Annotated in this window: 13 protein-coding genes; all 13 read left to right on the top strand. The window is 54.5% G+C overall.

What is annotated here, in order from left to right:
• Window positions 1–785, top strand: a 785-nt coding sequence (rfbA, locus tag IV091_RS06595; RefSeq protein WP_293466711.1) for a glucose-1-phosphate thymidylyltransferase RfbA, incomplete at its 5' end; no start/stop codon positions are given.
• On the top strand, window positions 782–1,351 hold the full coding sequence (gene rfbC / locus IV091_RS06590; protein WP_293466708.1) for a dTDP-4-dehydrorhamnose 3,5-epimerase: 570 nt from the start codon (window positions 782–784) through the stop codon (window positions 1,349–1,351). The genes rfbA and rfbC, both read left to right, overlap by 4 nt.
• Before the next feature lie 96 nt (window positions 1,352–1,447).
• Window positions 1,448–2,731 (top strand): flippase, encoded by a 1,284-nt coding sequence (locus tag IV091_RS06585; protein ID WP_293466705.1) that lies wholly within the window; start codon window positions 1,448–1,450, stop codon window positions 2,729–2,731.
• Window positions 2,718–3,890, top strand: a complete 1,173-nt coding sequence (locus IV091_RS06580) for an O-antigen polymerase (RefSeq protein WP_293466703.1) — start codon at window positions 2,718–2,720, stop codon at window positions 3,888–3,890. The genes IV091_RS06585 and IV091_RS06580 overlap by 14 nt, the downstream gene beginning before the upstream one ends.
• Before the next feature lie 25 nt (window positions 3,891–3,915).
• Window positions 3,916–5,139 (top strand): glycosyl transferase, encoded by a 1,224-nt coding sequence (locus tag IV091_RS06575; RefSeq protein WP_293466701.1) that lies wholly within the window; start codon window positions 3,916–3,918, stop codon window positions 5,137–5,139.
• A gap of 33 nt (window positions 5,140–5,172) precedes the next feature.
• Window positions 5,173–6,330 carry an SDR family NAD(P)-dependent oxidoreductase gene (locus IV091_RS06570; protein ID WP_293466699.1) on the top strand — a complete coding sequence of 386 codons (1,158 nt, stop codon included), beginning with the start codon at window positions 5,173–5,175 and terminating at the stop codon, window positions 6,328–6,330.
• Window positions 6,327–6,923 carry a serine acetyltransferase gene (locus IV091_RS06565; protein WP_293466697.1) on the top strand — a complete coding sequence of 199 codons (597 nt, stop codon included), beginning with the start codon at window positions 6,327–6,329 and terminating at the stop codon, window positions 6,921–6,923. Before IV091_RS06570 ends, IV091_RS06565 begins: the two co-directional genes overlap by 4 nt.
• Entirely contained in the window at window positions 6,913–7,983 is a 1,071-nt protein-coding gene (locus IV091_RS06560; protein ID WP_293466695.1) for a hypothetical protein, read from the top strand. The genes IV091_RS06565 and IV091_RS06560 overlap by 11 nt, the downstream gene beginning before the upstream one ends.
• A 1-nt stretch (window position 7,984) precedes the next feature.
• On the top strand, window positions 7,985–8,545 hold the full coding sequence (locus tag IV091_RS06555) for a sugar transferase (protein ID WP_293466693.1): 561 nt from the start codon (window positions 7,985–7,987) through the stop codon (window positions 8,543–8,545).
• Complete coding sequence (locus tag IV091_RS06550; protein WP_293466691.1) at window positions 8,545–9,120, top strand: acetyltransferase; 576 nt, start codon at window positions 8,545–8,547, stop codon at window positions 9,118–9,120. Before IV091_RS06555 ends, IV091_RS06550 begins: the two co-directional genes overlap by 1 nt.
• A 20-nt stretch (window positions 9,121–9,140) precedes the next feature.
• Complete coding sequence (locus IV091_RS06545) at window positions 9,141–11,096, top strand: nucleoside-diphosphate sugar epimerase/dehydratase (protein WP_293466689.1); 1,956 nt, start codon at window positions 9,141–9,143, stop codon at window positions 11,094–11,096.
• Window positions 11,097–11,244: 148 nt separating this feature from the next.
• Complete coding sequence (argB, locus tag IV091_RS06540; RefSeq protein ID WP_293466687.1) at window positions 11,245–12,153, top strand: acetylglutamate kinase; 909 nt, start codon at window positions 11,245–11,247, stop codon at window positions 12,151–12,153.
• A gap of 126 nt (window positions 12,154–12,279) precedes the next feature.
• Window positions 12,280–12,930, top strand: a complete 651-nt coding sequence (slmA, locus tag IV091_RS06535) for a nucleoid occlusion factor SlmA (protein WP_293466713.1) — start codon at window positions 12,280–12,282, stop codon at window positions 12,928–12,930.
• The last annotated feature ends 60 nt before the right edge of the window (window positions 12,931–12,990 follow it).

The following is a 12,990-nucleotide window of genomic DNA, read 5'->3' as shown; positions in this document are numbered from 1 at the left end:
CCATGATTTACTACCCGCTCAGCACCCTGATGCTGGCCGGCATCCGCGACGTGCTGATCATCAGCACCCCGCAAGACACCCCCCGCTTTGAGCAACTGCTGGGCGACGGCAGCCAGTGGGGAATGAATCTGCAGTACGCCGTGCAAGCCAGCCCTGACGGCCTGGCCCAGGCCTTCCTGATTGGCGAGCAATTTGTCGGCAACGCCCCCAGCGCCCTGGTGCTCGGCGACAACCTGTTCTACGGCCACGACTTCGTGAACCTGCTGTCAAGCGCTGACAGCCAGGCCAGCGGCGCCACCGTATTTGCCTACCATGTGCACGACCCCGAACGCTACGGCGTCGTCGCCTTCGACAAGGCCGGCAAAGCCAGCAGCATTGAAGAAAAGCCGCTCAAGCCCCAAAGCAACTATGCCGTCACCGGCCTGTACTTCTACGACAACCAGGTCGTCGACATTGCCAAGGCCGTCAAACCCAGCGCGCGCGGCGAGCTGGAGATCACCGCCGTCAACCAGGCCTACCTCGACCTGGGCCAGCTCAACGTGCAGATCATGCAGCGCGGCTACGCCTGGCTCGACACCGGCACCCACGACAGCCTGCTGGAAGCCGGCCAGTTCATCGCCACGCTCGAGCGCCGCCAGGGCCTGAAGATTGCCTGCCCCGAAGAGATTTCCTGGCGCAACGGCTTTATCACCTCCGAGCAGCTTGAAAAGCTGGCCCAGCCGTTGTCCAAGAACGGCTACGGCCAGTACCTGCAGCGCCTGCTGGCTGAAGGCAGCCAGCCATGAAGGTCACGCCCACAGCTATTGCCGACGTGCTCATCATTGAGCCCAAGGTGTTTGGGGATGCACGCGGGTTCTTTTACGAAAGCTTTAACCAGAAAGCCTTCAACGAAGCGACGGGAACCGATCACCGGTTTGTGCAGGACAACCACAGCCGCAGCGCCAAGGGCGTGCTGCGCGGCCTGCACTACCAGATCCAGCAGCCTCAGGGCAAGCTGGTGCGCGTGGTGCGCGGGGCGGTGTTTGACGTGGCGGTGGATATCCGCAAGGGCTCACCCACGTTCGGCCAATGGGTGGGGGTGGAGCTGAGCGAGGACAACCACCGGCAGCTGTGGGTGCCGCCGGGCTTTGCGCACGGCTTTGTGGTGACCAGTGAATCTGCAGAATTTTTGTACAAGACCACCGATTACTACGCGCCGGAGTATGAACGCTGCATTGCGTGGAATGATCCGGATATCGGGATTGAATGGCCGTTGGCCCTGCACGCCATCGCAGAAGTTAACCTTTCCATAAAAGATAAGCAAGGGAAATTGCTGAAATCAGCATATCCCACTGAATCGAAACTGAATTAATGCAGCCTGAGATGACCTGCCACAGTGGGTGCATGCCTTCCCGTTATTGGTCAGAATCGATCCGAACGCAACTTAAAAGTCAGCGAGATTAAAGTTATGTCGCTGAGTAAAAATACGCTTTGGAATATTGCCGGGAATGCCGTGCCGCTGGCGATAGGTGCGGTAACAATACCACTTCTTATTCATCGTCTTGGCATAGAGCGATTCGGTATCCTGACTCTGCTGTGGACGATTATTGGATATTTTAGTTTATTCGATTTTGGAATTGGCCGTGCTATAACGCAGCAAGTTGCATCTCATATCGCGGAGAAACGACATGAGAATATTCCATCCACAATTAAAGCGGGACTTGAATTCACAATATTGACGGGGTTGCTTGGGACGGTGGTCTTGCTGCTGGCAGCCCATCCCTTAAGTTATAGAGGCCTCAGTATTTCCCCGGAGCTTCATCGGGAGGTATTTATAAGCTTGATTATTGCTGCGATCGGAATCCCTTTTGCTACTTTTAGTTCTGGACAGCGCGGGGCGCTGGAGGGCTACGAAAATTTTCAAGCCAGCAATCTGGCCCGGATGTTCCTCGGAATATCCATATTTTTGTTTCCTTTTATAGCATTTGTATTGCATGGACCTTCATTGGTTTTCATCACCCTTTGGCTGGTTGGTGCAAGAATAATTAGCTGTCTGCTGCTGGCGTGGCTGGTTGGCAGGTTGCCAAGCGGAAAATTTTGGAGGGCTGAAATAACGCCTGGTACACGTAAGCGACTATTTTCTTTTGGCGCCTGGATGGCTGTTACTAATCTAGTTAGCCCGCTGTTGGTTAACGCTGATCGGTTTGTCGTTTCCTATCTGATGGGTGCTGCTGTAGTTGCTTACTACACGGTGCCCTTGGAGTTTCTTGTCAGGTTGTTGATATTGCCGGGTGCGCTTGGTGCCAGTCTTCTACCCAAGCTTACCCGGGATAATACTTCCGATGCCAGAATGGCAGAAAAAACATTCTGGACCAGCGTTAAAATTGTGGCTGTCGTCATGTCCGTACTATGCGTGCTGGTGTCAATATCGGCATATCCATTAATGAAGGTATTTATTTCTGAAGATTTTGCGAGGCAATCCTGGCTTCTCTGCGTTATTCTTTCGGGCGGCATATTGGCGAACAGTGTTGCATACATCCCATATACCGCATTGCATGCCATGGGGTACGCGAAGCCAACGGGTGTATTGCACATGGTGGAACTATTTTTCTACCTGCCCGTTTTATTTTTTCTCGTGAATTCTTTTGGACTGACTGGCGCAGCCATTGCATGGACAGCACGAACAACTTGCGATGCATTGGCTTTATTCGTCTTGTATCAGAGAAAAAGGATGAGATATGTTCTCTCCTAGATTTATTTTTCTTTCCCTTTGGGGTATGCAAATAGCATTGCATATGGGATTTAGCGATATATTTTTCCCCTTTGCATTTACAACATGGGTGGCAGTCATAACGGGGGTTCTGTTTTTTAATCTAGGAGTTTCGGTTGCCAATTATTTTCCAGGTCTGAGATATAGTTATCCGGTTTTATTGGTTGGTGGAGGCCAGAAAGTACAACTCTCAAATTACCTTTGGACTTTTCTGGTGATTTATATTTCCGCTGGAATTTTTGCGGTTTATTCTATCTTATCAATGCTGCTTGGTAGTGGCTTGGAGGAGTTAACTGCACCAGCGATTCGACAGCTCGTGATTGATGATTTTAATGGAGATAGAAATCTCTACGTCTATTTTAGAATTCTCTATCTGGGTGTCGGATTCAGTATTTTCTTTCTCGCATTTTCAAAATATCTTTCACGTACGCAGATAATTTTTATTTTTCTTGTCGGGTTGGTTTCAGCGGTGGCTACAACAGGGCGCTTGTACCTTTTGCTTTTTTTTGTTGCATCTATTGCACTTTTATATCGCAACAAAGTGATCTCCGGGCGAACGGTTTTTCTTTCGGCGCTCTCTTTTTTGAGCATATTTTTTATCATCGCCCTGGTTTTTCAGAAAGGCGAAGAGTCTGATTCGGTTGCTGGAAGTCTCCTCTGGAATGCACAGGTTTATGTAATGAGTAGTGCTTCGTGCTTTAATGATTATGTCGTTTCAAGGAGCCAAGAAATCTCAGGCGGAGCGTTACTGCCCAATCCACTCAGAGAGTTGCTTGGGTACTTTATCTTTGATATGCCGCAAAAACCAACGCTAAATCCGTTTTCTGAAGTTCCGCTTCCGTGCAATACCTACACAATACTATTTCCTTTGTTTCATGACGGATCTTTTATTGGTGTCGCTGCGGGAATGCTGATTCTTGGTGTATTCCATCAGTTTCTTTATATGCGATATAAATATTCTGAAAATCCTATTTGGTGGTATTTGTATGGAGTTTCGATTTACCCGTTGGTTATGTCGGTTTTTGAAGATGCCTATTTTTCATCCCCTGGGTTTTGGTTGCTTCTCTGGATGCCGCCAACCTGTTATTTGATCGCCCGCAGACTTCATTTGATCCGGGTGAGTCATCTCGAAAAAATATAAAAAATACTATATCTAGGATATTCCCATGAATTCGCACGCTGCCCTCACTATCTGCTCTATTAATTATATTGGCAAGGCTTTAGTGCTGATTGACTCGTATATGAAGCATCATCCTGGTCATAGCATGTATATTGTCCTGGTAGACCGGGAAAATAGTGAAATAAAAATTGATCGGCCCGGTTTGACTGTAATTTGGGCTGAACATCTGTCGATACCAGATTTTTTGCAGCATGCCTTTAGTTATGATGTTATCGAGTTTAATACCAATGTTAAGCCGACTGCATTGAAGTTTTTGCTACAGACGCATGAATTCGCCGTCTACCTCGATCCAGATATCAAGGTCTATGCGCCATTAGATACAGTTTTCGATGCCTTACAAGACGGGGCATCTCTTGTTGTGACACCTCATAGTAATACGCCTATTTTGGATGGGTGTAAGCCTGATGATTTGGAGCTTCTCAAGTTTGGTGCGTTCAATCTGGGCTTCATAGGTGTTTCGCGATGCGAAGAGGGCTTGGCATTTTTGGACTGGTGGTCAGAGCGATGTCTAGGATACGGTTTCTACGAGCCTCAACTGGGCCTGGGTGTTGATCAGAAGTGGGTCGGTTTGGCGCCTTGTTATTTTCCTCACATGCAGATACTGCATGATGTCGGGCTGAATGTGGCTTTCTGGAATCTGCATGAGCGGCAGTTATCAATACGCGACGGAGTGTGGCTTGTCAATGGAATGACTCCATTGCGTTTTATTCACTACAGCTCGTTCAGTGAGCGTGAGCCTGATGCGGTGGCGCAGAAGCAGACCCGCTTTGGAGTTGGCAGCCGTCCAGATTTCACTGTGCTTGCAGAGGCATATGCTGCTGATCTTCGCGCTAACGCATCAGCGAAATTTTCGAGCTATCGCTACAGTTTTGACTACTTCGAGGACAACAGCTACATCACGCCAGCTTTGCGCCGATTTTATGCGTCGCTTAAGTCAAGTGCATTTCAAGCTGAGCAGAATCCTTTTCGCGTTGACGGGCCTGTCATGCAGTTTGGAAAGGCACATCGATTGGTAGGTGCGCGCAATGCCACTTTCCGTAGAAATATTTTTAGGGATATTGAATCATACAGATTGCAGATAAAAATAATTAATAAAATATTGCGTCTGGCATTGTTTGTTCTGGGGCCAGATCGTTATTTCAATCTGATGCGTTATCTTGCCCACATTTCATCCTTGCGTAATCAAGGTGATATTTTTGGGAAGTTCTAAATAAATAACGATATTAAAAAAGTAGGAGTGGAAATGACAGAGCGTGGAAAAAAAATATTAGTTACTGGCGGTGCCGGGTTTATTGGGCAACGGCTATCGCGTGCACTTCTGCGTCAAGGTGCGAGTGTTCGCATGCTCGACAGCTTTAGTCCGCAGATTCACACTACAGAAATTTTACCGGCTGATCTTGAGGGCCACGTCGAATTGATCAAGTCTGATGTTCGCGACCGTGATGCAATGAGGCGGGCGTTGACTGGGATGGATACAGTCGTGCACTTGGCTGCCGAGACAGGCACAGGGCAATCGATGTACGAGATTGATCGTTACTTCAGCGTCAACGTGCAGGGTACAGCTACCATGCTGGATTTGCTGCAGAACGACGACTGCGGAAAATCTCTGGCTAGCGTTGTGGTTGCGTCAAGTCGTGCGGTTTATGGGGAAGGCGCTTACCAGTGCGCTACGCACGGCATGGTGTTTCCAGAGCAGCGTGGTCGGGAGACCATGTCGCTCGGCCAGTTTGAACCGGTATGTACTGAATGCGGATCGGCAGTGAGCTTATTGCCAACGCCGGAGTTGGCGCCTTTCAGGCCCATGTCCATGTATGGCTTGACCAAGCAGGTGCAGGAGCAGGCTGTTTTGCTCTTTGCACGCACGCGCGGCATCAGTGGGTTTGGCCTGCGCTACCAGAATGTATACGGTCCTGGTCAGTCGCTTAAGAATCCCTACACGGGTATTTTGGCGGTCTTTTCCAATTTGGCTCGTCAGAATCAGCCTATTGAAATTTATGAGGATGGGTTGGAGTCACGGGATTTTGTTTATATCGATGATGTGGTTGAGGCCACAGTGCGGAGCATCAACTATCCGGGACGATTTGTTGGCGCTTTGAACGTGGGGTCAGGCGCAGCTACTAGCGTGTTGACGGTGGCTCAAGAGATAAAAGCTTTTTTTGGAAGCGAGAGCAGCATCGGCGTGACCGGGGCCTTTCGCATGGGCGATATTCGGCACAACATTGCTGATGTGACCAAGCTTGAGCGGGTGTTAGGTTTTGTTCCTGGCGTGTCTTTTCAGCAGGGGCTGGCAAACTTCCTGGGCTGGGCTGCGGAACAGGCGCCAGAGGACAAGGCGGCTTATTTGCGCTCGGTGAGTGAACTGGCCGGGCGAGGACTGATGGGTAAGGCTTCTTCTCAATGACCTTCGATGCGAAGATGATCAAGGTAGAGGACTTTAATCTCCTCTCCTATTTGGCCGCTGATCTGCGCCGGGCTCAGGTCGTACTGCATGGGACGTCAGACGGTGTTTCTGGCCTGCGCTTATGGCTTGGCGCATTCTCACCGAGGTTTGTGCCTGTGCTGCTGTGTAGGCTTGCGTACTGCCTATACCGATTGAAATTGGGGCCGGTCGCGAAGGTCGTGTCTATGCTGAATTTTTTCTTGTTTGGTATCGAAATTGCGGTGCGCTGCCCGATTGGCAAGGGTTTGTTTTTGCCGCATACCCAGGGCACGGTGATTGGAGCTTGGTCCATTGGCGAAAACGTCACGATTTTCCAGGGCGTGACGCTTGGGGCGAAGGAGGTTGATTTTTCTTACCTGGAGTCATCACGTCCCACGGTAGGGGATGGTGTGACCATTGGCTCTGGTGCCAAGGTGTTAGGCGGGCTTACTTTGGGTTCTGGTTCGCGTGTTGGTGCCAACGCTGTTGTGCTGAATGACGTTGCACCGGGTCTGCTCGCGGTCGGCATCCCTGCGAAAGTAGTTGACAAGAAACCTTCTGATCATGCAACCTAGTCGCGATCCAGTGCGGGTGCACGACACGCACCGTGGGCATGTTCTCCTGGTGTCGCCGCGCACTTTCTCCTACCACCTATCGATATCCGAGACGCTGCGCTCGATGGGTTACGCTGTAACTTGGTGGGATGAGCGCGCCAGCAGCGCTACTTGGTATAAGCTCTTCCTCCGGTTGTTTCCCTCCATTGCAGTCCGTTGGTTTGAGCGCTCGTTCCTTGCGCGATTGCGTCAACTTGATCCGACATCTGTAACTCATGTTCTGGTTGTAAAGGGCGAGGGCCTCTCGCGGCGGGTTGTGCTTGAGATGCGTGAAACTCTGGCTTCGGCCAGCCTGGGGCTTTACCTTTGGGATGGTGCTGAAAATGTCAAGGGCGTGTCAAATATCGTTTCGGTTTTCGATTCGGTGGCGACTTTCGACCCAGTGGATGCAAAGACCTTCGGCTGGACATACCGGCCTTTGTTTGGCCGCAACATTACAGTGCAAGAAGAAATTGCGTCGCCATCGCAGTTCGACTGGTGTTTCATTGGCACTATTCACTCCGATCGCCATCGAGTGATTCATCGGTTACGGCGACGTTATGGCCAAAAGGCTCGTAGCTTTGTGTTCGGTTACTTCCAGAGTCCCTTGATGCTTTTTGTGCGTCGGCTAGGGGATTGGACGCTCTTGCTTGCTCCCAAGGGAACACTCTCCACGGAGCCCATGCCGGCGGCTGAGGTTGCCCGGATCGTCGAACGGACCAGGGCGGTATTGGATGTGGAGCATCCACGTCAACGCGGGTTCACAATGCGCACGATTGAAACCTTGCTGGTCGAAAAGAAGCTCGTCACGACCAACAAGTACATTTTGGGCAGCAATCTATTTGATCCGTCGCGGGTCGTCGTGATCAACAGGAACAAGCCTGAGATCCCGGCCGGATTTCTTGATCTGCCTTACCTGGCTGTCCCGGACTCGCTTAGAAAATATTATTCATGTGAGGGCTGGGTCTCCGAGCTTCTGGCGCTTCAGGACTCTGCAAGAAATCGTGCCACGCACACCGGACTGAATAATAAGGAGGCGTGAAGTGAAAAGAGTATTTGATTTGTTGCTGGCCTGGGCGGCCGCTATGGTGTTAGCTGTGCCTGTTTTGCTGGTGGCGGTGCTGGTGCGCCTGACCTCCCCCGGCCCCGCTCTGTACTGGTCTGACCGGGTAGGGCGCCACAACAAGATTTTCAAAATGCCCAAGTTCCGCAGCATGCGGGTGGGCACACCGGCGGTGGCCACGCACCTGCTGGCCGATGCCCGCTCACACCTGACGCCGATTGGCTCCTTCTTGCGCAAGAGCAGCCTCGATGAGTTGCCGCAACTGTGGAGCATCCTGGTCGGAGACATGAGCTTTGTCGGCCCCCGGCCTGCGCTGTTTAATCAGCATGACCTGATTGCCCTGCGCACGCAGCAGGGTGTGCATGAACTGGTGCCGGGGCTGACGGGGTGGGCGCAGGTCAATGGACGTGACGAACTGCCGATTCCTGACAAGGTCAAGCTGGATGTGGAATACCTGCAGCGGCAATCGCTCTGGTTTGATATTCGGATTCTCTGGATGACCTTTGTGAAGGTGCTGCGCCGCGATGGGGTTTCCCACTGATGAAACGCTTGCTGATTGTTGGCGCCGGCGGTCACGGCCGTTCGGTTGCCGAAGCCGTGCTGGCCGCCGGAAAATACGAATTGATGGGCTTTGTTGATGATGCGGCGCCAAGCCTGCAGCATATCTGGGACTTGCCGGTATTTGGCGCCACTGCTGATCTGGCCAGTTACCGTCAGTATGCAGATGCGGCCATCGTTGCCATCGGCAACAACCGCTTGCGCGAGGAATTGCAGCAGAGGCTCTATGCTGCAGGCTTTGAACTGGCGACTGTTGTTCACCCCAAGGCCATTGTTTCGCTCCGGGCCGTCGTTGGTGCGGGCTGCGCCATCATGGCGGGGGCCATTGTGGGCACCGAGGCTCAACTGGGCGCAGGCGTCATCGTCAATTGCGGTGCGGTGGTTGACCATCATTGCCGGGTTGAAGACTTCGGCCACTTGGGCGTCAATGCCGGAATGGCAGGGGGCTCGGTCTTGGGGCGCGGCGCCTGGATGCAGGCGGGATCTGTCCTGGGTTATGGCGTAAAGCTTGAGGCCGGGGCGGTATTGGCGCCCGGCAAGGCCTTGAGCGGAAAATAAGAAATTGAAAAGAATCCTGAATGCCATTGAATAAATTGATAGCCCAGCCCTTGCTGGCGCTGCCGCGCCCTCTCAAGCGACTGGTGGTCCTTGCGCTTGATCTGGTGCTGGCACTGGTCTCGGTATGGGCGGCTTTTTATCTGCGCGTTGACCAGACGGGCCTGCCGCAGCTCCAGCAGAAGTATGTTTACCTGATGGCGCCGTTGCTGGCGATTCCCCTGTTCGTGCGATTCGGGTTGTATCGCGCCATTTTTCGCTATACCGGCATGGCGGCCCTGGCCACCACGGCCAAGGCGGTCGGGGTCTATGCGTTGCTGTTCTTCTTTGCCCTCTTGTGGTTCAAGTGGGAGGGGGTGCCGCGCAGCGTGGGGCTGATTCAGCCGCTGCTGTTTTTGCTGCTGGTGGGAACCAGCCGTGCCCTGGCGCGCTTCTGGCTGGCAGGTTGGTCGGGCAAGGCGCGCCATGCGGCAGGCCGTTTGCTGATTTACGGCGCAGGCGAAGCGGGTGTGCAAACAGCCTCCGCCTTGGGCGCGGCTCGACAGTTCGTGTTGCTGGGCTTCATAGACGACGACAAGACCAAGGCCGGACGAAGCATCAACGGCGTTGACATCATGGCGCCTGACGCGGTGGCTGATGCCGTGGAACGCATGGGCGTGACCGATATTTTGCTGGCCATGCCTTCTTTAGACCGTAGCAGCCGCAATGAAATCATTAACCGCTTGCGGAACCTGCCAGTTCATGTGCGCACCTTGCCCGGCATGGGTGATATGGCATCGGGGCGGGTAACGATTCAGGACTTTCAGGAACTGGATGTTGAAGACCTGCTGGGGCGCGCGCCTGTGCCGCCCGATGCGACCTTGTTGGCGAGTTATCTGGCGGGCAAGGTGGTGCTGGTCACCGGGGCGGGCGGCAGCATCGGCAGCGAACTCTGTCGCCAGATCGCGCAGGAAAAGCCGCGTCAGCTGGTGCTGGTTGATCACAACGAGTTTGGCCTGTACACCATTCACCGCGAACTGGAGGGCTTGTGCCGCGAGCATGGCTTGCCGGTGGAGGTGATTCCCCTGCTGGCCAGCGTCGGCAATTTCGGACGCCTGAGGGAAATCTGCCAGTTGTACCGGCCGGCCACCGTGTACCATGCCGCCGCGTACAAGCATGTGCCGCTGGTCGAAAGCAACCCTTCCGAAGGCGTGCTGAACAATGTCTTTGGCACCCTGAACATGGCCCACGCGGCCATGGAAAGCGGCGCTGCGCATTTTGTGCTGGTTTCCACCGACAAGGCGGTTCGCCCCACCAATGTGATGGGCGCGACCAAACGCATGGCCGAGCTGGTATTGCAGGCGCTGGCGGCCAGCCCTTCGGTGCGCTTTCTTTTGCCCGATGGCACGCAGAGCCATGAAGTCGCCAACAACACCGTGTTTGCCATGGTGCGCTTTGGCAACGTGCTGGGCAGCAGTGGCAGCGTGGTGCCGCTGTTTCGCAAGCAGCTGCGCGAAGGCGGCCCGCTCACGGTCACGCATGAAGAAGTCACGCGCTATTTCATGACCATTCCCGAAGCCGCCCAGCTGGTGCTGCAGGCTGGCGCCATGGCCCATGGCGGCGATGTGTTCGTTCTGGACATGGGCCGCCCCGTGAAGATTGTTGACCTGGCCCGGCGCATGGCCCAGCTGTCTGGCCTGAGTTTGCGGGATGAAAACAACCCCGATGGAGATATTGAAATCCGGATTACCGGCCTTAGACCTGGGGAAAAGCTCTACGAGGAGCTGCTGATTGGCGACAACCCCGAGGGCACCGCGCATGAGCGCATCATGAAGGCGCATGAGGATTTTGTGGCCTGGCCCGAACTCGCACCTATATTGGTGGAGATGCGGCAGGCCGCAACCCAGAACAATGAGGCATTGATGAAGGCTATCCTGACGCAACTGGTGCACGGTTATGGCCCGCAGGATGTGGGCCCAGGCATTCGGGCTCAGGGATAAGCCAGCAAAAGTCCGGGCAGTTGTTTGAATGCTTTGCTTGCCCGTTTTAGGCCGGTTAGGGTTGCTGACTGCCTGCTGCGGAACGATCCTCTTACCCGCGCCAATGCGGCACAATTTGCAGATTCTTATTTCCTGATTGCCAAGCACCATGACCCACACTCCCTCCGACCCCGACCTGTCCCACATTGGCCCGCGCGACAAGGCCGAAATCCTGGCGCAGGCGCTGCCTTACATCCGCCAGTTTCATGGCAAAACCATTGTCATCAAGTACGGCGGCAACGCCATGACCGACCCCGCGCTGCAGGCCGATTTTGCCGAAGATGTGGTGCTGCTCAAGCTGGTGGGCATGAACCCGGTGGTGGTGCATGGCGGCGGCCCGCAGATTGAAGCGGCGCTGAACCGCCTGGGCAAGAAAGGCCACTTCATCCAGGGCATGCGCGTGACCGACGACGAAACCATGGAAGTGGTGGAGTGGGTGCTGGCCGGCCAGGTGCAGCAAGACATTGTGGGCCTGATCAACCAGGCCGGCGGCAAGGCGGTGGGCCTGACCGGGCGCGACGGCGGCCTGATTCGCGCGCAAAAGCTCAGGATGAGCGACCGCGAGGATCCGGCCAAGGAGCACGACATCGGCTTTGTAGGCGAGATCGTGAGCATTGACCCCAGCGTGGTCAAGGCGCTGCAGGACGACGCCTTCATTCCCGTCATCAGCCCGATTGGCTTTGGCGACAACAACGAAAGCTACAACATCAACGCCGATGTGGTGGCCGGCAAGCTGGCGACCGTGCTCAAGGCTGAAAAGCTGGTGCTGCTGACCAACATTCCAGGGGTGCTGAACAAGGCTGGGGAACTGCTGACCGACCTGACCGCCCGGGAGATTGATGCGCTGTTTGCCGACGGCACGATTTCGGGCGGCATGCTTCCCAAAATAGAAGGCGCGCTCGATGCGGCCAAAAGCGGTGTCAACTCGGTCCACATCATTGATGGCCGGGTACCGCATGCCATGCTGCTGGAGATCCTGACCGACCAGGCCTACGGGACCATGATTCGCTCGCATTAGGCGGGGTATTTTTCAGGGAACAGTGGGCGAAAACCCGCGCTTGGGGCCCGGTGAGGCTGTGCGAGAATCATTTGCAACGATCTCCATTTTTTTGCAACAGTCCTCTTTCCTGTGTACAAACCTCTTATGTCCGACCTGGCGTCTGAACCCGAACTGAGCCTGCCTGTGCCGGCAACTTCTGCCGAGCCGGCGGTGCGCAAGCGGCCCAAGCCGGGCGAACGGCGGGTCCAGATTTTGCAGGCGCTGGCGTCCATGCTGGAGCAGCCGGGCGCGGAACGCATCACGACGTCTGCACTGGCCGCCCGGCTGGAGGTGAGCGAAGCCGCGCTTTACCGTCACTTCGCGAGCAAGGCGCAAATGTTTGAAGGGCTGATCGATTTTGTCGAGCAAAGCGTCTTCACCCTGATTAACCAGATCGCCGAGCGCGAGCCTGACCCGGCCGGCCGAACCCGCAAGCTGGCGGCCATGGTGCTGCAGTTCGGCGAAAAAAATCCCGGCATGGCGCGCGTCATGGTGGGCGACGCGCTGGTGTTTGAAAACGAACGCCTGCAAGCGCGCATGAACCAGTTTTTTGACAAGCTGGAATCCAGCCTGAAGCAGAGCCTGCGCGATGCCGCAGCGGCCGCCGGAGCCGCCACGCCCACGGCGGACGCGCAGATCCGCGCGTCGGTGGTTGTCTCCTTCATGGTGGGCCGTTTGCAGCGTTTTGTCCGTTCGGGCTTCAAGCGCCTGCCGTCTGAGCACCTTGAGGCCAGCCTGACCATGATTCTGTCTTGAGCCTGTCCCGGTGGTCACCGGGACAAGCCTTTGTTCACTATAAAAGTAACTACTCAGCAT

Origin of the sequence: Polaromonas sp. (assembly GCF_018780625.1) — a bacterium.
In the GTDB taxonomy this organism is placed as follows: domain Bacteria; phylum Pseudomonadota; class Gammaproteobacteria; order Burkholderiales; family Burkholderiaceae_C; genus Polaromonas.
Note: the sequence above shows the minus strand (reverse complement) of the source record. Positions and strands in the feature narration are given on the sequence as shown.